General features: G+C 64.8%; 20 protein-coding genes. 16 read left to right on the forward strand and 4 right to left on the reverse strand.

The annotated features are described in order from the left end of the window. Positions 1-1001 (forward strand): adenylate/guanylate cyclase domain-containing protein (locus IVB32_RS10040; protein WP_247410276.1); only part of this gene is annotated, 1001 nt, incomplete at its 5' end. 114 nt (positions 1002-1115) lie between these two features. Here IVB32_RS10040 and IVB32_RS10045 read toward each other — a convergent pair. After that, positions 1116-2360, reverse strand: coding sequence for an MFS transporter (locus tag IVB32_RS10045; RefSeq protein WP_018458389.1), 1245 nt, complete (start codon positions 2358-2360; stop codon positions 1116-1118). 167 nt (positions 2361-2527) lie between these two features. Between IVB32_RS10045 and IVB32_RS10050 the strand changes: the two genes are divergently transcribed. Then, entirely contained in the window at positions 2528-3880 is a 1353-nt protein-coding gene (locus tag IVB32_RS10050; RefSeq protein WP_018458388.1) for an Nramp family divalent metal transporter, read from the forward strand. 121 nt (positions 3881-4001) lie between these two features. On the opposite strand, the gene IVB32_RS10055 is transcribed toward IVB32_RS10050, so the two are convergent. From IVB32_RS10055 to hemB, 3 genes are all read right to left on the reverse strand, one after another. Then, the gene (locus IVB32_RS10055; RefSeq protein ID WP_018458387.1) at positions 4002-4778 is read right to left on the reverse strand and encodes an arginyltransferase; all 777 of its coding nucleotides are present in this window, start codon (positions 4776-4778) and stop codon (positions 4002-4004) included. Between the two features lie 163 nt (positions 4779-4941). Then, positions 4942-5481 carry an RDD family protein gene (locus tag IVB32_RS10060; RefSeq protein WP_039800407.1) on the reverse strand — a complete coding sequence of 180 codons (540 nt, stop codon included), beginning with the start codon at positions 5479-5481 and terminating at the stop codon, positions 4942-4944. Between the two features lie 345 nt (positions 5482-5826). Then, a complete protein-coding gene (gene hemB, locus IVB32_RS10065) occupies positions 5827-6888 on the reverse strand; it encodes a porphobilinogen synthase (protein WP_018456862.1) in 1062 nt (353 codons plus the stop codon). A 122-nt stretch (positions 6889-7010) separates the two neighbouring features. Between hemB and IVB32_RS10070 the strand changes: the two genes are divergently transcribed. The 14 genes from IVB32_RS10070 to IVB32_RS10135 all read left to right on the forward strand — a co-directional run bounded on the left by IVB32_RS10070 (position 7011) and on the right by IVB32_RS10135 (position 20662). Then, a complete protein-coding gene (locus IVB32_RS10070) occupies positions 7011-7508 on the forward strand; it encodes a DUF6163 family protein (protein ID WP_247369760.1) in 498 nt (165 codons plus the stop codon). 406 nt (positions 7509-7914) lie between these two features. Further along, a complete protein-coding gene (locus tag IVB32_RS10075; RefSeq protein WP_018456861.1) occupies positions 7915-8433 on the forward strand; it encodes a MarR family winged helix-turn-helix transcriptional regulator in 519 nt (172 codons plus the stop codon). Positions 8434-8635: 202 nt separating this feature from the next. After that, complete coding sequence (locus IVB32_RS10080) at positions 8636-8872, forward strand: hypothetical protein (RefSeq protein ID WP_026233256.1); 237 nt, start codon at positions 8636-8638, stop codon at positions 8870-8872. A gap of 37 nt (positions 8873-8909) precedes the next feature. Continuing rightward, positions 8910-9131 (forward strand): hypothetical protein, encoded by a 222-nt coding sequence (locus IVB32_RS10085; protein ID WP_018456859.1) that lies wholly within the window; start codon positions 8910-8912, stop codon positions 9129-9131. A gap of 247 nt (positions 9132-9378) precedes the next feature. Beyond that, positions 9379-10677 (forward strand): serine hydroxymethyltransferase, encoded by a 1299-nt coding sequence (gene glyA / locus IVB32_RS10090; protein WP_247369763.1) that lies wholly within the window; start codon positions 9379-9381, stop codon positions 10675-10677. A 30-nt stretch (positions 10678-10707) separates the two neighbouring features. Beyond that, positions 10708-11190 carry a transcriptional regulator NrdR gene (gene nrdR, locus IVB32_RS10095; RefSeq protein ID WP_007603426.1) on the forward strand — a complete coding sequence of 161 codons (483 nt, stop codon included), beginning with the start codon at positions 10708-10710 and terminating at the stop codon, positions 11188-11190. Then, positions 11187-12335 (forward strand): bifunctional diaminohydroxyphosphoribosylaminopyrimidine deaminase/5-amino-6-(5-phosphoribosylamino)uracil reductase RibD, encoded by a 1149-nt coding sequence (gene ribD / locus IVB32_RS10100; RefSeq protein ID WP_247369764.1) that lies wholly within the window; start codon positions 11187-11189, stop codon positions 12333-12335. The genes nrdR and ribD overlap by 4 nt, the downstream gene beginning before the upstream one ends. Beyond that, positions 12335-12958: a riboflavin synthase gene (locus IVB32_RS10105; RefSeq protein ID WP_018456855.1), complete on the forward strand. Its 624-nt coding sequence runs from the start codon at positions 12335-12337 to the stop codon at positions 12956-12958. The genes ribD and IVB32_RS10105 overlap by 1 nt, the downstream gene beginning before the upstream one ends. Before the next feature lie 72 nt (positions 12959-13030). After that, positions 13031-13522, forward strand: a complete 492-nt coding sequence (ribH, locus tag IVB32_RS10110) for a 6,7-dimethyl-8-ribityllumazine synthase (protein ID WP_018456854.1) — start codon at positions 13031-13033, stop codon at positions 13520-13522. Between the two features lie 2 nt (positions 13523-13524). Further along, positions 13525-14022 carry a transcription antitermination factor NusB gene (nusB, locus tag IVB32_RS10115; protein WP_007611091.1) on the forward strand — a complete coding sequence of 166 codons (498 nt, stop codon included), beginning with the start codon at positions 13525-13527 and terminating at the stop codon, positions 14020-14022. A gap of 176 nt (positions 14023-14198) precedes the next feature. After that, positions 14199-15197: a thiamine-phosphate kinase gene (gene thiL, locus IVB32_RS10120; RefSeq protein WP_247410278.1), complete on the forward strand. Its 999-nt coding sequence runs from the start codon at positions 14199-14201 to the stop codon at positions 15195-15197. Between the two features lie 235 nt (positions 15198-15432). Beyond that, the gene (locus IVB32_RS10125) at positions 15433-17553 is read left to right on the forward strand and encodes a sodium-translocating pyrophosphatase (RefSeq protein ID WP_247369766.1); all 2121 of its coding nucleotides are present in this window, start codon (positions 15433-15435) and stop codon (positions 17551-17553) included. Between the two features lie 653 nt (positions 17554-18206). After that, positions 18207-19115 (forward strand): class I SAM-dependent methyltransferase, encoded by a 909-nt coding sequence (locus IVB32_RS10130; protein ID WP_247369768.1) that lies wholly within the window; start codon positions 18207-18209, stop codon positions 19113-19115. Next, positions 19112-20662 (forward strand): amino acid adenylation domain-containing protein, encoded by a 1551-nt coding sequence (locus tag IVB32_RS10135; RefSeq protein WP_247369770.1) that lies wholly within the window; start codon positions 19112-19114, stop codon positions 20660-20662. Before IVB32_RS10130 ends, IVB32_RS10135 begins: the two co-directional genes overlap by 4 nt. Positions 20663-20696: the final 34 nt, after the last annotated feature.

The raw sequence follows: 20696 nt of genomic DNA on the forward strand, positions 1-20696 counted from the left end.
GGCGCCGGTCGGTTTTCTATCATTTGCTCGAGCACGGTCACGACGAGATGGTGATCGACCTCGCCGACGCGCCCTCGCTCGATTTTTCGCAAATCGGCGAGCTCGCCGAAACCGGTCATCGCCATTTCCTGGCCTTTGTGCACCGCTTCGGGGAGACCGGAGCGCTGGGGCAGATGGACTGCCTCTACTCCTCCTGGACAACGCGACGCGACAGCGGCTTCGCCGACGCCGAACTCGCCGCGCTGCGCGATCTCGTGCCGGTGCTGGGGCTCGCGATCAAGTCGGCGCAGCAGGTCGACATCGCGCGCACGCTCGGCCGCGTCTATCTCGGCCGCGATGCGTCAGAGCAGGTCTTGAGCGGACGTATCTCGCGCGGCGTCACCGAGCGCATCAACGCCGTGCTGTGGTATTCGGATCTGCGCGGCTCGACCGGAATCAGCGAGAGCATCGGCCCCGACGAGATCATCCCGTTCCTCAACGACTATGCGCAGGCCGTGATCGACGCGATCCACGACGCCGGCGGCGACGTGCTGAAGCTGATCGGCGACGGCGTGCTTGCGATGTTCACCGGTGAAGACATGGCGCATGCCCGGCGCGCGGCGCTGCGCGCCGAGCATCTGTTCCGCAAGAACGTCGCTGCGCTGAACCTGAGGCGGGGCGCGGAGGGCCGTCCCACCACGTCCGCCTATATCGGCCTGCATGTCGGCGAGGTCTTCTACGGCAATATTGGCAGCGAGGACCGGCTCGACTTCACCGTGGTCGGTCCGACCGTGAACGAGGTCAGCCGCATCGCCTCGATGAGCCGTTCGGTCGATCGCGAGCTGCTGGCATCGGCAGAATTCTACAAGGGCCTCGACGCCGCCGGCCGCCGCTATCTCGTCTCCACAGGCCGCTACGCGCTGCGTGGCATCGGCCGTGCGCAGGATCTCTACACGCTTGATCCGGAGGTGGACGCGAGCGAGCCGGTGACAGGCAGCTACGAGCGGTATCTGGCGAACTAGGCTGGCTGCTTCAACATACTCCGTCATTGCGAGGAGCTCTTGCGACCAAGCAATCCAGACTGTCTCCGCGGACGGATTCTGGATTGCTTCGCTTCGCTCGCAATGACGGTGCAGCTAACACCGCGCCACCGCCTCATCGCCCACCATGTCCGGCTGCCGGTCCAGCGCCACCGCGGGCGAGAGCCAAATGACCAGCGCCTGCACGCCGAACACGGCGGCGGCGAGATAGAGGCACGCTTCGGCGCTCCACAGGCCGCCGACGATCGCACCCAGCGCCGAGCCGACCGGACGGGCGCCATAGCTCATGATGTTGATGGCGGAGACGCGGCCGAGCAGGCGAGGCGGCGTCACCGACTGGCGCAGCGTCGTGGTCGAGATCACCCACAGGATCGGCCCGACGCCGAGCAGAAAGAAGCTCAAGGCCGCAAGCCAGGGCGAGGGGACCAGCACCGTCAGCGCCATCACCACCGCCGCGACGAAGCCGGTAACGGGGCCGAGGCCGACGACCGTGCCGAACGCGATGCGCTTCATCACCCGCGTCGCGAACAGCGCGCCGATCACCATGCCGACACCGTACATCGTCAGCACGGTGCCGACGCCGACCGCGTTTAGGCCGAGGTGACGTACGGCATAGGGCACGAACACCGCGATCTGCAGGAACCATCCGGTGTTGAAGATGAACTGGGTGATGAACACCGGCCGCAGCAGCGGATGATGAAACACGAAGGCCGCGCCTTCGCGGATGTCCTGAAACGGATGCCGCCGTGGCGCCGGCGTGCGGGCGGGCTCGTAGATGCCGGAGAGCAGCACGACGGCGATCGCGGACAGCGCGGCCGCAAAGCCGAAGGCCGGGCTCGCGCCCCACCACCCGACCAGCGCGCCGCCGAGCGCAGGGCCGCTGGCGAAGGCGATGGTGCGTGCGAGCTCGATCCGCGCATTGGCCGCCGGTAGCAGGTCCGAACTCACCAGCGAGGGCACCAGCGCCGGCGCGGCCACGCTGTAGACGACGGTGCCGCACACGGCGGCAAAGCCGAGCAGCGCCAGCAGCGGCAGATTGAGCGCGCCGAGCGCGAGCAGCAGCACGATTGCTGCAAGGGCCGCGGCCCGCAGCGCCTCGGCGCCCGCCATCAGCGAACGGCGGGAGATGCGGTCGGCCAGCAGGCCGGCGGGGATGGCGAAGAGGACGAAGGGCAGGGTCAGCGCGGTCTGGAGCAGGCCGGTCTGGCCTTCTGCCACGCCGAGCGTCAGCACCGCGACGATGGGGGCCGCGGCCAGCGCGATCTGTTCGGCCGACTGTGCCGCCAAATTGGACCAGGCGAGGCGGTTGAATGTCTCGGGGAGGCGCGGGGGAATTGACATGGCTCGTTTCCTGCAAAGTCGGGTTGGCGCCAGTATCCGCCTCGGGAGGCTCCCAAACCCACCCGCTTCCCGACAGGGGCGACACATAGCGACCGCCGAGGGACCGACGCGGCTAGATGCAGTTGCAAATGAGTTGCAATAAGGCTCGACTTCGGTATTCTCGCCGCATGGATGCTCGCTCTCCCGATCTGACCCGAGATGCTGCCGGCTGGCGCAATGACGCGCCGATGACAAAGAGCCTGGCCGAGGTGAATGCCTCGGTCGCCCTCCCCATCGCGGGGGTGTGGTGGCGGCGCCTGCTCGCCTTCGTCGGCCCGGGCTATCTGGTTTCGGTCGGCTACATGGACCCCGGCAATTGGGCGACGGATCTCGCCGGCGGGTCCAAGTTCGGCTACACGCTGCTCTCCGTCATCCTGCTCTCGAATTTGATGGCGATCCTGCTGCAATCGCTGGCGGCACGGCTCGGCATCGTCACCGACCGCGACCTCGCGCAGGCCTGCCGCGGGACCTATTCGCCGGCCGTGAACTTTCTACTCTGGCTTGCCTGCGAGGCGGCGATCATCGCCTGCGATCTCGCCGAGGTCATCGGCACCGCGATCGCGCTCAAGCTGCTGTTCGGCATTCCCCTGATTGGCGGCGCGCTGATCGCCGCGCTGGATGCCTTTTTGCTGCTCATCCTGATGAATCGGGGCTTCCGTTTCCTCGAAGCCTTCGTCATCGCGCTGCTCGTCGTGATCGCAGTCTGCTTCACCGTCCAGCTTGCCGCGGCAGCCCCGCCGGTCGCCGAGATGCTGAGGGGATTTGTGCCGAAGACCGAGATCTTCACCAACCCCGAAATGCTCTACATCGCGATCGGCATCATCGGCGCCACCGTGATGCCGCATAATCTCTATCTGCACTCCTCGATCGTGCAGACGCGCGCCTATGAGCGCAACGACGAAGGCCGGCGCGAGGCGATCAAATGGGCGACGACGGATTCGACCATCGCCCTGATGCTGGCGCTGTTCATCAATGCCGCGATCCTCGTGGTGGCTGCTGCAACCTTCCACAAGAGCGGCCATTCCGACGTCGCCGAGATCGGCCAGGCCTTCGAGCTGCTGTCTCCGTTGCTCGGCCTCGGCATCGCCTCGACGCTGTTCGCAGTGGCGCTACTCGCCTCGGGCCTGAATTCAACGGTGACGGCGACGCTCGCCGGCCAGATCGTGATGGAGGGCTTTCTCGACCTGCGCCTGCCGAGCTGGGCGCGGCGGTTGCTGACCCGCGGCATCGCGATCATTCCCGTGATCGTCGTCACCGCGATCTATGGCGAGCGCGGCACGGCTGATCTGCTGGTATTCAGCCAGGTCGTGTTGTCGATGCAATTGCCCTTCGCCGTCATCCCGCTGGTCCGCTTCGTCTCCGACCGCCGCAAGATGGGCAAGTTCGTCATACCGGTATGGGTCGCGGCGATCGCGTGGATCGTCGCCGGCATCATCGTGGTTTTGAACTTGAAGCTGCTCGCGGACACGCTGTTCGGGTGACCACACCACGGCTGTCGTCGTCCGGCTTGACCGGACGACCCAGTATTCCAGAGACAGTAGTGACTGAGCCGAGGCGCCGCGGCGTACTGGATGCCCCGCTTTCGCGGGGCATGACGGAGAGCTAATCCTGCGGCTCGGACGTCGCATCGCCTTGCGCGTCGATGCGCAGCCAACCTGACGGCGCGAGGCGCTGCTGCGGCAGGAAGCGGGCCTTGTAGTCCATCTTCTTGGAGCCCTCGATCCAGTAGCCGAGATAGACGTAAGGCAATCCCTGCCGCCGGGCGCGGGCAATGTGGTCGAGGATCATGAAGGTGCCCATCGAGCGGCTGACTTCGCCCGGCTCGAAGAACGAATAGACCATCGACAGGCCGTCGCTGAGCACGTCGGTCAGCGCCACCGCGATCAACTCCTCGCCGCGGCCGGTGATGCCGCTGTCGGGACCGCGCTTGCGGTACTCGATGATACGGGTCTCGACGTGGCTGTCCTCGACCATCATGGCGTAGTCGAGCACGGTCATGTCGGCCATGCCGCCATGGCGGTGACGGGAATCGAGATAGGCGCGGAACACCGAATATTGCTCGGAGGTCGGCACCGCGCTGCGCTGCTCGCCGATGATGTCGGCGTTGCGCGCGATGACTTTGCGGAAGTTGCGGGAGGGGCGGAACTCGTTGGCGATCACCCGGACCGAGACGCAGGCGCGACACTGGTCGCAGGCGGGACGGTAGGCGATCGACTGGCTGCGACGAAAGCCGCCATGGGTCAGGAGGTCGTTGAGGTCACCGGCGCGCTCACCTACGAGGTGCGTAAACACCTTGCGCTCGTGCCGGCCCGGCAGATAGGGGCAGGGGGAGGGCGCCGTGAGGTAAAATTGTGGGGTGTCGCGCGAGTGCTGGGTCAAGGGACGTCGTGGGCCTCCAAAATGTGCATCAGCATCGCGCTACGAAAGCCCCCGGTCAATCGGTCTACTCGGCAGGTCAGATCGGACAGCATAGCGGGTCCAGGTTGATAGGTTCTTGATCCAGGTTGGTTGATCAGTAGGTCCTTGATCGAAAGGTCGCTGATCAGTAGGTCCTGGCGCCCTGGGGCACCGGCGCACGAACGGAATTGTTGATCACGACCGTTCCCAACAAGAAATCCTGCAGCAAGCGCCTGCGGCCGTTGAAGAGGCCGACCAGGACGACGAAAGGCGACAGGAACGAGACGGTCACCCAGAACAGCACGGCGTGGGTGGCCCCGAGCACGAAATAGCCGGGCGCGCCGTACCAGGTGCGCAACTCAAGATCCATCACGCGCATGCCGATCGTCGCGGACGACGGACCGCCGATGCAGGCGCCGTAATAGACGATGGCCCAGATCACGGAGGCCGGCCAGGCCAGCCAGAACAGCGCCCAGCCGATGCCGAGCGTGACCACGCCGAACACCGCGATGAAGAGGTAGCCGAGGATCACCGGCACCGAGATCACAACCATGTCGATCAGGAAGGCGAAGACCCGCCGCGTCGCAACGCCGCGGAACAGTTCCGGGTGCAGATAGGGATCGTAGGCATGTGGCTGCGCCCCACCGTCATTGCGCCAGGCATTGCCCGAGTCCGAGTACGACATGACCATTCTCCCGAGGGAAACTCCCGTGGCAGGACTCCCGTGGAAGGACATGGGAACAGGCCGTCCGCGTGCCAAGGGCGCCGAGATTAACAAGCCGAAATATTCCGGCGATTCGGGGGCGGCGGAGGCGGGAGGAAAGGACGCGGCGCCACACCCTCAGTGTCGTCCTGGCGAAAGCCAGGACCCATTACCCCAGGGACAAGCTTGGCGAAAACTGGAAGTTAGTACGTTCGCCGGTATCGATACCGCGTGCTCTCGCTAGATCACGCGGTATGGGTCCTGGCTTTCGCCAGGACGACGATTAGAGACAGGGGCGCTCGGCCTTCGCCGGGACGACCTTGGGGCCTACCCCTGCGTCCGCAGCTTCTCCGCCGCCTTCGGTGCGAAATAACTCAGCACACCGTCGGCGCCGGCGCGCTTGAAGGCGAGCAGGCTCTCCATCATGGCGCGGTCGCCGTCGAGCCAGCCGTTGTTGGCGGCGGCCGCGATCATCGCGTATTCGCCGGACACCTGATAGGCGAAGGTCGGCATCGCGAACGTGTCCTTCACGCGACGGACGACGTCGAGATAGGGCATGCCGGGCTTGACCATCACCATGTCGGCGCCCTCGGCGATGTCGAGCTCGACCTCGCGGAGCGCCTCGTCGGTGTTGGCGCTGTCCATCTGGTAAGTGCGCTTGTCACCGGTGAGCGTCTTGGCCGAGCCGATGGCGTCTCGGAACGGGCCGTAAAAGGCGGAGGCGTATTTTGCGGCATAGGCCATGATCTGCACGTCGAGCAGGCCGGTGCGATCCAGGCCCTCGCGGATCGCGGCAACGCGGCCGTCCATCATGTCGGAGGGCGCGATGATGTCGCAGCCGGCTTCGGCCTGCACCAGGGCCTGACGCACGAGCACAGCGACCGTCTCGTCGTTCAGGATCTTGCCGTCGGAGATCAGGCCGTCATGGCCGTGGCTGGTGAAGGGATCGAGCGCGACGTCGCAGAGAATGCCGATCTCCGGGAATTCCTTCTTGATCGCGCGCACCGCCTGGCAGACCAGATTGTTCGGGTTGGTGGCTTCCGAGCCCTCCTCGTCGCGCAGGGACGGATCGGTGTAGGGAAACAACGCGAGGCACGGGATGGTGAGCTTCATCGCCCGCTCGGCGTCGCGCACGGCCTGGTCGACACTGAGACGCTCGACACCCGGCATCGAGGCGATCTGCTCGCGCTTGTTGTTGCCGTCGATCAGAAACAGCGGCCAGATCAGATCGTCCGTCGTGAGCACGTTCTCGCGCACCATGCGCCGGGCCCATTCGGCCTTGCGGTTGCGGCGCGGGCGGACGGTCAGATCGAGGGCAGGGGAGGCCCCAGTGCCATCCCGGCGCGAGACCTCGCGCAACTCGATCGGACGTCCGTATTTGATCGCCATTACTTTTCCTCCGGCTGGAATTATTCTTATACCAGCTCGCATGGTTCCCGTCACCGCGGGTTGACCTGTCGCAAAAGATGGCAGCCGATTGATTTTGCGGGGCAAAGCAGCCAGAAGGGGGCATGTCCGAGATCTCCACCCGCGATGCGGCCCGCGACAGCACCAGGGATGCCGTCCGAGACAATGCCAGAGACAGCGCCATGTCGGTGGCGGCGATCTCGTCGGAGCGGGCTGAATCCGACGACAATGTCTGGACGCGCCGGCTCGTGCTGTTCCTGCGGGTGATGGCGCTGCTCTCGATCCTCAAGGGCCTCTATCATTGGGCGCAGGTGACGGGCTTCGTGGGCGGCGAGGACGAGGCCTTCGAGAACCAGTCGATGGCCTGGCAGGCCTCCACCATTTACTTCGCCGTGATCGAACTCGTTGCCGCGGTCGGGCTGTGGCTGGCGACGCCTTGGGGCGCCGTGGTGTGGCTGACGACCGTGGTGTCGATGGCGGTGATCGAGCTGATGTTCCCGGGCATCTACGGCGGCAGCCTGATCGTGGTCGGCGTCGAAGCCTTCATGCTGGCGGCCTATCTCGCGCTCGCCTGGATGGCCGCACGCGAACGACCGCCATAGCAAACTCTCTTGCCCCGACTCTGCGCTCGGCTTCGCTGTGCTGGTCCGGGACACGAGATTGTCGCGCTTGGTTGACGGTTGGTTGCGTAAAATTCGACGTAAGTTTTCGCTAACCAGCGTGTTCCGCCACAGCTCTTACGCGGCCGTTTCGAAACGGGGCGGGGCTGTTCTGGAATGCGACAATCGGGGCGGACGGAGGGTGAACAGGACCTTGCGAGAGTCAACAGACTGTTGCGAAAAGTGCTTGTGGGACAGGCTTAATCCGCAATTCACTGTCTTAAATTCATGATCTCTTTATTCTCTTATTTAAGCCGATCTTCAAACGAGCCCCTTAAGTTGCACCTATCAGACGGGACACAAGTTTCGTCGAATGAGTGTCGATAAAAACGACAACAGGGGAAGTGTCATGATGAAAGCCGTCGCAACTGCGGCAGATACCGCAGAGCGCGTCTCCGGCCAGCAGGGTTCGGTGCAGACGCTCTATCTGGAAGCTTTGACTCTGGTGGAGCGGCTGCATCGCCGGCTGCTCGACGTCATCAAGGACGAGTTCGATCGCCGCGGCCGTGCGGACATCAACTCGGTGCAGGCGCTGCTGCTCTACAACATCGGCGACAAGGAGCTGACCGCGGGCGAACTGCGCACGCGCGGTTATTACCTCGGCTCCAACGTTTCCTACAATCTGAAGAAGCTCGTCGAGCTCGGCTTCCTCGACCATCAGCGCTCGCGCGTCGATCGCCGCTCGGTGCGCATCCGCCTGACGCCGCAGGGCCAGGAAATCCGCCGCATCGTCGACTCGCTCTACCAGAAGCACGTCAAGACGGTCGAACAGGTCGGCGGCATCTCGGGCGAGGAGTTCTCGACCCTGAACAAATCGCTGCACCGCCTCGAGCGGTTCTGGACCGACCAAATCCTGTATCGTCTCTGAGTTCTTTTCGACGGGACAAGGCCAAGCCGGCCCGCAACAAGACCGGCAAGCCTCCCGAACGTGCCTGAGCTTCCCCAAGCGCGCCGGCCCGGCTGTGTCCGGACCGGTGCGTTTTTCCATTTCGCGGTTGCGAAAAAAATCCCCGACACCAGGGAACGAGTTCCCGGTTCGATGCTTATCTCCTCCGGATCGGAGGCTGACGATGCTGGTCGAGCGTGGCGTGGGGGTGATGAACGTGGAACTCGTGAGCGAGGCCTACGCCATCGCCGCGAACTATCTTCGCCGCTCCGGCGCGATCCGGGACACCCTCGTCACCGACGAGCGCCTGCTCGAGATCGTCATCAAGCTGCTCCAGCACGGCGAATTCAACAAGATCAGGCTGGCCAACAAGGCCATTGTCAGGTTCGAGGCGCAGTCCGAGGCCAAAGCGGTTGCCTGATCTCAACTCCCAAACGCGGCAAGAACCAGAGGGTGCCATGGAAGCTGCTATCGACCGGATCATGCATACCTACGATTTGCTCGCCAACCGCACGTCTGCGGCGAGCGCGGAGGCGCGGGAAAAGGTCACGAACTACATCACCACCTTGATGGAAGCCGGCGAGAAGGACACCCACAGGTTGACGGTTTGCGGCCTGACCTATCTGCGGCAGCTCGACGGCAGCGTGGATCCCGTGAAGGCGGGGTATACCGGGCTGTAGAGGCCGGCCCCTCGCACCCGCGCGGCCTTTCGAGCCCAAAGCGGACCTTTCGTGGACATGGACGCCGGATACCACCCCGTCGTCCAAATCCTCCAATCCCACCATATCTTGCATAAATCACAGGTCCGACCCGCAAACCCTTGGCCTGTTGCGGGCGATGTGGTAGATCGCGCTCGCCGCTTCCGATCGCCACACCAGACCCGCCCGTAGCCCGCCAAAAGGCTGCGGCGGTGGAGATATTCGCAAGATGACCTTCGCCAAAACCGCCTCCGCGCCCGATTCGTTTTTCACCGCCTCGCTCGAGCAGGCTGACCCGGAAATCGCAGCCGCCATCAAGGGAGAGCTCGGCCGCCAGCGCCACGAGGTCGAGCTGATCGCCTCCGAGAACATCGTCAGCCGTGCCGTGCTGGAAGCGCAGGGTTCGGTGATGACCAACAAATACGCGGAAGGCTATCCGGGCGCGCGCTACTACGGCGGTTGTGAGTGGGTTGACGTCGCCGAGAACCTCGCGATCGATCGTGCCAAGAAGCTGTTCGGCGCCAACTTCGCCAACGTGCAGCCGAGCTCCGGCAGCCAGATGAACCAGGCGGTGTTTCTGGCGCTGCTTCAGCCCGGCGACACCTTCATGGGCCTCGATCTCGCGGCCGGCGGCCATCTCACCCACGGCTCCCCGGTCAACATGAGCGGCAAGTGGTTCAAGGCCGCGCACTACACCGTGCGCCGCGAGGACCAGATCATCGACATGGACGCGGTCGCCAAGCAGGCCGAGGAGGTCAAGCCGAAGCTGATCGTGGCCGGCGGCTCGGCTTATTCGCGCGCCTGGGACTTCAAGCGCTTCCGCGAGATCGCGGACAGCGTCGGCGCGTATCTCCTGGTCGACATGGCGCACTTCGCCGGTCTCGTCGCCGGCGGCGTGCATGCCTCGCCCGTGCCTCACGCGCACATCACCACCACCACGACCCACAAGTCGCTGCGCGGTCCGCGTGGCGGCCTGATGCTGTGGAATGATGAGGCGCTGACCAAGAAATTCAACTCGGCGATCTTCCCGGGCCTGCAGGGCGGCCCACTGATGCATGTAATCGCGGCCAAGGCGGTCGCCTTCGCCGAGGCGCTGCGGCCGGACTTCAAGGTCTATGCCAAGAACGTCGTCGAGAACGCCAAGGCTCTGGCGGAGGCGATGAAGGGCCACGGGTTCGACATTGTCTCGGGCGGCACCGATAATCATCTGATGCTGGTTGACCTCCGGCCGAAGGGCCTGAAGGGCAACGCCTCGGAGAAGGCGCTGGTTCGCGCCGCCATCACTTGCAACAAGAACGGCATTCCGTTCGATCCCGAGTCACCGTTCGTCACCTCCGGTATTCGTCTGGGCACGCCGGCTGCGACCACCCGCGGCTTTGGTGTCGCTGAATTCCAGCAGGTCGGCGGCATGATCGCCGAAGTCCTCAACGCGATCGCGCAGTCCGACGACGGCAAGGCGCCGCTGGTGGAAGCCGCGATCAAGGAACGGGTCAAGGTGCTCACCGACCGTTTCCCGATCTATCAGTAAGGCTCAAGAAAAACCGGTCAAGGTCAACGGATGCGCTGCCCGAACTGCAACAGTCTCGATACGCAGGTGAAGGACTCGCGTCCGACCGAGGACTCTTCCGTGATACGCAGGCGGCGCGTGTGCGTCGCCTGCAATTTCCGCTTCACCACCTTCGAGCGCGTGCAGCTGCGCGAGCTCACGGTGATCAAGCGCAACGGCCGCCGCGTGCCGTTTGACCGCGACAAGCTGATGCGCTCGGTGTCGATCAGCTTGCGCAAGCGGCAGGTCGAGCCGGAACGGGTGGAGAAGATGGTCTCCACCATCGTGCGCGAGCTCGAGACGGGGGGCGAGGCTGAAATCTCCTCGGAGGTGATCGGCGAGACCGTGATGGAGCATCTGCGCACGCTCGACGACGTCGCCTATGTCCGCTTCGCCTCGGTCTACCGCAATTTCCGCGAGGCCAAGGATTTCGCCGACGTGCTCGGCGAGCTCTCCGGCGAGGAGGAAGCGCGGCTCGCCGCGATCCGCAAATGATCTTCCGCATCCTGGAGGATCAATTCGCGCAGAAGGCGCGCGAGTCCAGGGATGCCGACCGGCGCTTCATGGAGCTTGCGCTGGCGCTCGGCCGGCGCGGGCAGGGAAGTACCTGGCCCAATCCCGCCGTCGGCGCCGTCATCGTCAAGGACGGCGTGATCGTCGGCCGCGGTTGGACCCAACCTGGCGGACGGCCGCATGGCGAGCCTGAAGCGCTGCGGCGCGCAGGCGAGGCCGCGCGAGGCGCCACGCTCTACGTCACGCTGGAGCCGTGCTCGCATTTCGGCAAGTCGCCACCGTGCGCGGACGCCGTGATCGCCGCCGGCATCAAACGCGTGGTGGCCGCGATCGAGGATCCCAATCCGGAAGTCGCCGGTCAGGGCCACGCACGCCTGCGCGCCGCCGGCATCATGGTGGATGTGGGTCTGTGCGCGCGCGAAGCCGCCTTCGATCACGCCGGGCATTTCCGTCGCATCAGGGATCGCCGCCCGCATGTGATCCTGAAGCTCGCGGTCTCGCCCGACGGCAAGATCGGCGCGGCCGGCGGCAAGCCGGTCGCGATCACCGGCGAGGCGGCGCGCAACCGGGTGCATCTCCTCCGCGCGCAAAGCGACGCCATCCTAGTCGGCATCGGCACCGTGCTGGCGGACGATCCGCAGCTCGACTGCCGCCTGCCGGGCATGGCGGTGCGCTCGCCGGTGCGGGTGGTGCTCGACCAGAATCTGCGTATTCCCGGCGCAAGCAGGCTCGTGGGCTCCGCGCGCGAGATTCCGCTATGGGTGGTGGGTTCTGAACTCGCGGAGGCCGCGGCCGCCACGCGGCTCGGTGCGGCCGGTGCGCAGGTGATCCGCGTGCCGCCCGGCAATGCCTCGGGACTCGATCTTGCGGCCGTGCTGCATGCATTGGCCGGCAAGGGCATCACGCGGCTGATGATCGAGGGCGGCAGCCGCGTCGCGGCGTCCTTCATCGCCGCGGACCTCGTTGACGAGATCTGGCTGTTCCACGGCGCGGAAGCGGTGGGCGCCGACGGGGTGGATGCGCTCGCTGCATTGCCCCTGTCGAAAATCACGCAGTCGCAGGCCTACAAGGTTCATGCTAGCGAGACCTTCGATCAGGATACTCTCACCATCTACGAGCGCGCGTGATGTTCACCGGCATTGTCACCGATATCGGCGAGATCGTCGGCTTCACGCCGACGGCGCAGGGCCAGTTGCACCGGCTGCGCATCGCCTGCCGCTACGAGCAGACCACCATTGCGGACGGCGCCTCGATCGCCTGCAACGGCGTCTGCCTGACGGTGGTTGCTTCCGGCGTCGAAGGCGGCAAGGACTCTGCTCAAAGGACCTGGTTCGACGTCGATGCCGCGGCCGAGACGTTGGCGCTGACGACCGCAAAGCATTGGAGGGTCGGCACCAGGCTCAATCTCGAGCGTGCGCTCAAGATCGGCGACGAGCTTGGCGGGCATATCGTCGCCGGCCATGCCGATGGCATCGCGACCCTCGTCAGCCGCGAGGACCTGCCCGACATGGCGCGGTTCGAGCTCTCCACGACGCGGGAGCTGGCGCGGTTCATCGCGACCAAGGGCTCGATCACGCTCGACGGCGTCTCGCTGACGGTTAATACGGTGAAGGACGTGACCTTTTCGGTGCTGATCATCCCGCACACCCTGACGGTCACGACGATCGGCGGCTGGAAGGCGGGAGATGAGGTCAATATCGAGGTCGATCTGATGGCCCGCTACGCGGCGCGGCTGACGGAAATGAAGTGACGGCGTCTTTAAACTTGGCTTACCCGCTGGTGGCGACTACATAGCGCCAACCCCTGTGGAACGGATTTGACGATGGCAGACGCGCGGCGCGCACCCCTGAAGGACCAGACCGACGTTTCCGGCGCACGCGCGCTGATCGTCGAGGCGCGGTTCTATGACGATCTCCAGGACGCGATGCTCGAAGGCGCGGTGGCCGAGCTGAAGGCGGCCGGTCTGACCCACGACGTCATCACGGTTCCCGGTGCACTGGAGATTCCTGCGGCGATCGCCATCGCGGTTGACGCCGCGGCGACCAATGGCAAGCCCTATGATGCCGCGATCGCGCTCGGCTGCGTGATCCGTGGCGACACCATCCATTTCGAGATCGTCTCGCAGGAATCCTCGCGCGCGCTGATGGACCTGGCGGTGGCGCGAAAGCTGCCGCTCGGCAACGGCATCCTCACCGTCAACACCGAGGCGCAGGCCTGGGCGCGGGCGCGCGCCAGCGAGCTGAACAAGGGCGGCGATGCCGCGCGGGCCGCGATTGCGATGCTGCGCATAAAGCGCCGGCTGGCGCGGGCTTGATCATGGCCGATAACAACAAGAAGCCGCCGGCCGGCACGGAGAAGAAGGCGAACCGGCGCGGTGCGGCGCGGCTCGCAGCCGTGCAGGCGCTGTACCAGATGGATATCGGCGGTGCCGGCATCAACGACATTTTTGCCGAGTTCGAGAGCCACTGGCTCGGCAACGAGGTCGAGGGCGACACATATCTCCCGGCGGAAGCGGCGTTCTTCCGCGACGTCGTCTCCGGCGTCGTGCGCGACCAGAAGAAACTCGATCCGCTGATCGACGAGGCGCTGTCGAAGGGCTGGCCATTGAAGCGCATCGAAGCGATCCTGCGCGCGGTGCTGCGGGCAGGGGCCTACGAATTGGAACACCGCAAGGACGTGCCGGGCCGCGTCGTCGTGTCCGAATATGTCGACGTCGCCAATGCCTTCGTCGACCGCGAGGAGACCGGCATGGTCAACGCGGTGCTCGACCAGATCGGCCGCCAGTTTCGCGGTGACGAGTTCGGGCGGGGGTGAATTGAGGCGCAGGGCGGTGAATTGATGCGATGTGGCTGCCCCATATTCCGCCGTCATCACCCGCGAAGGCGGGTGATCCAGTACGCCGCGGCCTATCGATGTCACACGATCGTCTCTGGAATACTGGATCGCCCGGTCAAGCCCGGCGATGACAGCGAAGTGTGTGGCTGACGCTGATGACAAACCCGCACAATCCCTCCGCCGAAGACTCCCTCATCGCGCGCTATTTCAAGCCGCTGGCGACTGATCCCGGCGCCTTGGGGCTGGTGGACGATGCCGCCATCCTGCAGGCGCTCGGCAGCGACATCGTCGTCACCACCGACGCGGTGGTCGAGGGCGTGCATTATCTTGCCACCGATCCTCCCGATACCATCGCGCGCAAGGCGCTGCGGGTGAACCTGTCCGATCTCGCCGCCAAGGGGGCCGTGCCGGCCGGCTTCGTGCTGACATTGGCGCTGCGCAGCAAGGGAGACGCTTGGCTCAGGCCGTTCGCGGACGCGCTCGGCGAGGATGCGAAAACCTTCGTCTGTCCGCTGCTCGGCGGCGACACGGTGTCGACGCCGGGGCCGCAGATGATCTCGATTACCGCCTTTGGCCGCGTGCCGCAGGGGCGGATGGTCGGCCGCACCGGCGCCCAACCGGGCGACCGTATCCTGGTGACGGGGACGATCGGCGACGCCGCGCTTGGCCTTGACGTGCTCAAGGGCGGCGGGGTCGCGAATGCGCTGGCCTCCGATCCACACGCGCGCGAGACGCTGATCTCGCGCTATCGCGTGCCGCAGCCGCGCAATGCTCTCGCGCAGTCCGTGCGTGACCATGCGACGGCTGCGATGGATGTCTCCGACGGCCTTGCTGGAGATCTGACCAAGCTCTGTGCGGCATCAGGCGTCTCGGCCACGATCGACGTGACGAGCGTGCCGCTCTCGGCCGCTGCCGCCGGCCTGATCGCAGGCAAGGTCGTTTCCGTCGAGACGCTGCTGGCCGGAGGGGACGATTACGAGGTGCTGTGCACCGCTCCGCCAGCGCAAGCCAACGCGCTGATTGCCTTGGGGCGTGCGGCAGGCCTTGCCGTCACGGCCATCGGCACGATCGTCGCGGGCCATGAGCGGCCGCGCTTCCTGGACGGGCAGGGCCAGGAGCTGGTCTTGAAGCGGCTCTCCTACAGCCACTTCTAGGAATTGCTCCAAACCGGCGTCCCGGCTGCCAAGACAGGCTAAATACCTGCCGAGATCGGCTTTTCGCCCTTATCTGGCGTTGCACCCTCAATTTGATTTTGGCAAGGTCGTGACCGACTAAGGCCGCGCCTTCGGGCAAGGAGCGGCCTTCTTCAAAATCAAGGCGCCGCACCGCACGACGGAAAACAAAAGGCGCCGGGGGTACGTTCATCAAGGATCTGAGGCAAAAAATCACATGACAGCATTATGGTTGATTGTGCTCTGCGGAGTGCTTTCCGTCGTCTACGCGATCTGGGCGACGTCTTCGGTGTTGAGCGCGGATGCGGGGACTCCGCGCATGCAGGAAATCGCGGCAGCGGTGCGCGAAGGCGCCCAGGCCTACCTGCGGCGTCAATACACCACGATCGGGATGGTCGGCATCGTCATCTTCGTGCTGCTTGCCTATTTCCTGGGACTCTACGTCGCGATCGGTTTTGCCATCGGCGCGATCCTGTCGGGGGCGGCCGGCTTCATCGGCATGAACGTCTCGGTCCGCGCCAATGTGCGCACCGCCCAGGCGGCGACCACGTCGCTCGCGGGTGGTCTCGAGCTCGCCTTCAAGGCGGGCGCCATCACCGGCATGCTGGTGGCGGGTCTCGCGCTGCTTGGCGTGACCCTCTATTTCGGCTTCCTGGTCCATTCGCTGAAGCTTGCGCCTGACAGCCGCGTCGTCATCGACGCCATGGTGGCGCTCGGCTTCGGCGCCTCGCTGATCTCGATCTTCGCTCGTCTCGGCGGCGGCATCTTCACCAAGGGTGCGGACGTCGGCGGCGACCTCGTCGGCAAGGTCGAGGCCGGCATCCCCGAGGACGATCCGCGCAACCCGGCCACCATCGCCGACAACGTGGGCGACAATGTCGGCGACTGCGCCGGCATGGCCGCCGACCTGTTCGAAACCTATGCGGTGACCGCGGTCGCCACCATGGTCCTGGCGGCGATCTTCTTCGCCAAGACGCCGATCCTCGCCGACATGATGACGTTGCCGCTCGCCATCGGCGGCATCTGCATCATCACCTCGATTATCGGCACCTTCTTCGTGAAGCTCGGGCCGAGCCAGTCGATCATGGGCGCGCTTTACAAGGGTCTGATCGCAACCGGCGTCCTCTCGCTGGTCGGCATCGCCGGTGTGATCCATTACCTGATCGGCTTCGGCAAGCTCGCCGGCGTCGACTATACCGGCATGGCGCTGTTCGAGTGCGGCGTGGTCGGCCTTGCCGTCACCGCGCTGATCATCTGGATCACCGAATACTACACCGGCACCGACTATCGTCCGGTGAAGTCGATCGCCCAGGCCTCGGTGACCGGCCACGGCACCAACGTGATCCAGGGCCTCGCCATCTCGATGGAAGCGACCGCGCTGCCCGCGATCGTCATCATCGCCGGCATCCTGGTCACCCACAGCCTCGCCGGCCTGTTCGGCATCGCGATCGCGACCGCCACGATGCTGGCGCTCGCCGGCATGGTCGTCGCGCTCGACGCGTTCGGTCCGGTGACCGACAACGCCGGCGGTATTGCCGAGATGGCAGGCCTGCCGAAGGAGGTTCGCAAGTCGACCGACGCGCTCGATGCAGTCGGCAACACCACCAAGGCGGTGACCAAGGGCTACGCGATCGGCTCCGCCGGTCTCGGCGCCCTGGTGCTGTTCGCGGCCTACAACGAGGATCTCAAGTTCTTCATTGCGGACTCCGCGCACCACGCCTACTTCGCCGGCGTCAAACCGGACTTCTCGCTCAACAATCCCTACGTCGTGGTAGGCCTGTTGTTCGGCGGTCTCTTGCCGTATCTGTTCGGCGCGATGGGCATGACCGCCGTGGGCCGCGCGGCGAGCGCGATCGTCGAGGAGGTCCGCCGACAATTCCGCGAGAAGCCGGGCATTATGCAAGGCACCGACAAGCCGGATTACGGCAAGGCAGTCGACCTTTTGACCAAGGCGGCGATCAAGGAAATGATCATCCCCTCGCTGCTTCCGGTGCTGTCACCGATCTTCGTCTACTTCGTGATCTATGCGATCGCGGGGGGCGGGGCGGCCGGCAAGTCGGCGGCGTTCTCGGCCGTGGGCGCGATGCTGCTCGGCGTGATCGTGACAGGCCTGTTCGTCGCGATCTCCATGACCTCGGGCGGCGGCGCCTGGGACAACGCCAAGAAGTACATCGAGGACGGTCATTTCGGTGGCAAGGGCAGTGACGCCCACAAGGCGGCCGTGACCGGCGACACCGTCGGCGATCCCTACAAGGACACAGCCGGCCCGGCGGTGAACCCGATGATCAAGATCACCAACATCGTGGCGTTGCTGCTGCTGGCAGTCCTGGCGCACTGAGATAGACGTTGCTGAACGAAGACCCCGCGGCGCAGGCCTGCGGGGTCTTTCTTTGCGTGTGTGCTGCCGGAGGCCGGCGCATCATCTGAACATGAAACCCGCCCGGCGGGACGCGGAACGCAACAATCCGGTCATCAGAGCGATCCATCGATGCCGAGGGCGTAAGCCGCCCGAAAATGTGCACCCTACGCGTGCGCACATTTAGGGTTGCTTAACCGGCCGAGTTCTAGAAATACGAGAGACTGTCAGCGGCATCTTAGGGAGCTCCGCAGCACGCGTGTGGTGCTCCGCGCGCGGCGCGCTCTCGACATGCTCAGGGTTCGCTGCCTGCCGTCCGCGAGAGGGAGGTTCCGTTGCCTGCACGGCCTGTGAACGAGATTGAGCGGGCATTGATGGCGCATCCGGGCGTGGCGGATGCTTTCCTCAGCGCCGAGCCTGGCCACGGCGGTCAGTCCGAGGTCGCTTTCGTCGCAATTGACCCCGATCATCTGAGCGCCGGCAAGGCGAAGCGTCTCCAGGCCGAGTCGGATCGCAGAGTTGCGCAATGGCGTCGCGCTTTCGATCAAGCATATCGCCATGACGCCGACGGTGTTGTGCCGTCATTCGTCGGTTGGACCAGCAACTTCACCAACAGGCCCATTCCCGAACCCGATATGGTCGATTGGCTCGATCATACGATCCTGCAAATTCGTGCTCTTGGCGCAAGGCGGGTGTTGGAGATCGGGTGCGGCGTCGGCTTGCTCGTCGAAAAGCTTGCGCCCGGCTGTGACGTATATTGCGGGACCGACCTCTCGCCGGTGGCCGTTCAGCGGCTGCGTGCGTTCGCGCAGTCGAAGCCCGAGCTTCGGCATGTCGAGTTTCTAGAGCGGGAAGCCGCCGATTTGAGCGGCTTGCCGCTGAATTCGTTCGATGCAGTGGTGCTCAATTCCGTCGTGCAATACTTTCCCGGCATCGAATACCTGCACTTAGTCTTGGAGCAAGCCGCAGGCCTGGTGGCTCCTGGGGGGCACATCCTCGTCGGCGACGTTCGTAACCTCGAGCTCCTGCCGGTCTTCCATCGCGAAGTTCAATCCGCGAAAGTTTCGGGAGCCACGGATGCCGCGCTCGCGCGAAAGATCTTCCTGTCGATCGCCCAGGAGCGCGAGTTGGTGATCGACCCCCGCTACTTTCAGGGTATTTTCGGATCCATCCCGCGGATATCGGGTGCGGAAATCCTGCTCAAGCGCGGATCAAGCTACGAACTGACCCGCTATCGCTACGACGTGGTGCTGCGTGTCGATGGCGAAGCTGCTTCAGCTGACAGCGAGAACAGCAGCCTCGTGCCGGACATGAAGCAAGGGGAAAGTGAGGGCAGGCCGCTGGCGACCGATCCGATGGCCGCCGCGTTCCTTCAGCATCTCGGCATGGAGCTGGGGGACGTGTTGCAGGCCCAGTTTCCGGAGGCGAAATTGCCGGCGGCCGTGATCGCGCTCAACCAGCGAGATTTTGCCGAGATCGTACAGGCCTCGTCGAACGCGCCGGGCGATCGCGGCGACAATGAATTGGTCGAGGCGTCGGTATGACCGCCCATAATCTGGCGCTGCATTTCGAAGAGACCGTTGCGTCCTCGCCGGACGCCGTCGCCCTGTTGTGCGAAGGCGACAGCTTTGCCTTTTCGGAGCTCAACCGGTTGGCAAACCGGTTGGCGCGTTGGTTGACATCGCGGGGCGTCAACAAGGGCGCCGTGGTGTGCCTTGAATTGCCGAAAATCGCCGAGGCCTATGCGCTCGCGATCGCCTGCATCAAGATCGGAGCACCCTATGTCTTCCTCGATCCTGCGGCCCCCGAGGAACGTGCCCGGCTGATGCTGGAGCGATGCCGGCCCGCGCTGATCGTCAGCGTGCGCGAGGGAGCTGGGCCGCGGACATTGATCGGCGATGCAATTGCCCGGGCTGCCTTGCATCATGCCCTGTCGCAGCTTGAAGACGACAATCTGCCGCTGACATCCCTGATCACCGGGGCCGATCCGGCCTATGTCATGTTCACCTCGGGATCGACGGGCGAACCGAAGGGCGTGGTCATCCCCCATCAAGGGGTGCTTCACCTGATCGCCTGGGCGAAGAGCGATCTTGGAATTGGACCCGGTGACCGGCTGACGAATGTCAACCCGATCTATTTCGACAATTCGGTCTTCGACATCTATGCCGGCTTCCTGAACGGAGCGGCGGTCGTCGCGCTGGACGCGCAGAAGGGGCGGCCCCCTGCAGAGCTGGTGTCGGAGATCACCAAGCATCAGTGCACGTTCTTCTTCGCCGTGCCGACCCTCTTCATGTTCCTGGACTCCATGCACCTTCTGAGCCCGAATTGGCTGCCGAGCGTCAGCCGGTTCATGTTCGGCGGTGAAGGGTTTCCGCTGGCCCGGCTTCGTCGGTTCCACGACGCGTTTGCCGGCACGGCGAAGCTGATCAATTGCTACGGCCCGACCGAGACGAGCTGCATTTGCAGCGGTTTCGAGATCGTCGAATCCGTTTTTGAGACCAAGGACGGGTTGGCGCCACTGGGGCGGCTCAATCCCAATTTCAGCTACCGGATCCTGGACGAAGAGATGAAGCCGGCGCTTGCGGGCACTGCCGGCGAGTTGTGGCTGGGAGGCCCTGGGGTAGGGCTCGGCTACATCAACAACCCGCAAGAGACCGCCCGCCGTTTCTGTCAGGACCCTCTGATCGACGGCTATCGGTCGATCCTCTATCGGAGCGGCGACCTCGTGGAGGCCGACCTTGAAACCGGCGTCCTGCGTTTCCGCGGTCGCGCGGATAATCAGGTCAAGCTTCGGGGGTATCGGGTCGAGCTGGAGGAGATCGACCACGCGCTGATGGCGTGCAGGGGAATAACCCGTGCGCTCGCCGTGGTGCAGCACGACGCCAGTGGCGCCAGTCGGCTGCTGGCCGCGTATTCGGGTGCAAGAATGGCGGAAAGCGATCTGCGCCAGCACTGCACTGCGCACCTTCCCGCCTACATGGTGCCGGGCCGGTTCATCTGGATGGAAGACATTCCCGTCAATGCCAATGGCAAGGCGGACCGGCGCTCGGTAGCGTCACTGCTCGGCGAAGCTGTTGCAAGGGCCTCGTAGATGCAACAGCTCGTAGTAATCGCGCGCGTTGTCC

It is taken from the genome of Bradyrhizobium sp. 23, assembly GCF_023073295.1.
Lineage (GTDB): Bacteria > Pseudomonadota > Alphaproteobacteria > Rhizobiales > Xanthobacteraceae > Bradyrhizobium > Bradyrhizobium canariense_D.

Coding starts and splice junctions, on each gene's coding strand:
- IVB32_RS10045 (WP_018458389.1), bottom strand. CDS start 2,360: ATGTCAATTCCCCCGCGCCTCCCCGAGACATTCAACCGCCTCGCCTGG.
- IVB32_RS10050 (WP_018458388.1), top strand. CDS start 2,528: ATGGATGCTCGCTCTCCCGATCTGACCCGAGATGCTGCCGGCTGGCGC.
- IVB32_RS10060 (WP_039800407.1), bottom strand. CDS start 5,481: ATGTCGTACTCGGACTCGGGCAATGCCTGGCGCAATGACGGTGGGGCG.
- hemB (WP_018456862.1), bottom strand. CDS start 6,888: ATGGCGATCAAATACGGACGTCCGATCGAGTTGCGCGAGGTCTCGCGC.
- IVB32_RS10070 (WP_247369760.1), top strand. CDS start 7,011: ATGTCCGAGATCTCCACCCGCGATGCGGCCCGCGACAGCACCAGGGAT.
- IVB32_RS10075 (WP_018456861.1), top strand. CDS start 7,915: ATGATGAAAGCCGTCGCAACTGCGGCAGATACCGCAGAGCGCGTCTCC.
- IVB32_RS10080 (WP_026233256.1), top strand. CDS start 8,636: ATGCTGGTCGAGCGTGGCGTGGGGGTGATGAACGTGGAACTCGTGAGC.
- IVB32_RS10085 (WP_018456859.1), top strand. CDS start 8,910: ATGGAAGCTGCTATCGACCGGATCATGCATACCTACGATTTGCTCGCC.
- glyA (WP_247369763.1), top strand. CDS start 9,379: ATGACCTTCGCCAAAACCGCCTCCGCGCCCGATTCGTTTTTCACCGCC.
- nrdR (WP_007603426.1), top strand. CDS start 10,708: ATGCGCTGCCCGAACTGCAACAGTCTCGATACGCAGGTGAAGGACTCG.
- ribD (WP_247369764.1), top strand. CDS start 11,187: ATGATCTTCCGCATCCTGGAGGATCAATTCGCGCAGAAGGCGCGCGAG.
- IVB32_RS10105 (WP_018456855.1), top strand. CDS start 12,335: ATGTTCACCGGCATTGTCACCGATATCGGCGAGATCGTCGGCTTCACG.
- ribH (WP_018456854.1), top strand. CDS start 13,031: ATGGCAGACGCGCGGCGCGCACCCCTGAAGGACCAGACCGACGTTTCC.
- nusB (WP_007611091.1), top strand. CDS start 13,525: ATGGCCGATAACAACAAGAAGCCGCCGGCCGGCACGGAGAAGAAGGCG.
- thiL (WP_247410278.1), top strand. CDS start 14,199: ATGACAAACCCGCACAATCCCTCCGCCGAAGACTCCCTCATCGCGCGC.
- IVB32_RS10125 (WP_247369766.1), top strand. CDS start 15,433: ATGACAGCATTATGGTTGATTGTGCTCTGCGGAGTGCTTTCCGTCGTC.
- IVB32_RS10130 (WP_247369768.1), top strand. CDS start 18,207: ATGGTCGATTGGCTCGATCATACGATCCTGCAAATTCGTGCTCTTGGC.
- IVB32_RS10135 (WP_247369770.1), top strand. CDS start 19,112: ATGACCGCCCATAATCTGGCGCTGCATTTCGAAGAGACCGTTGCGTCC.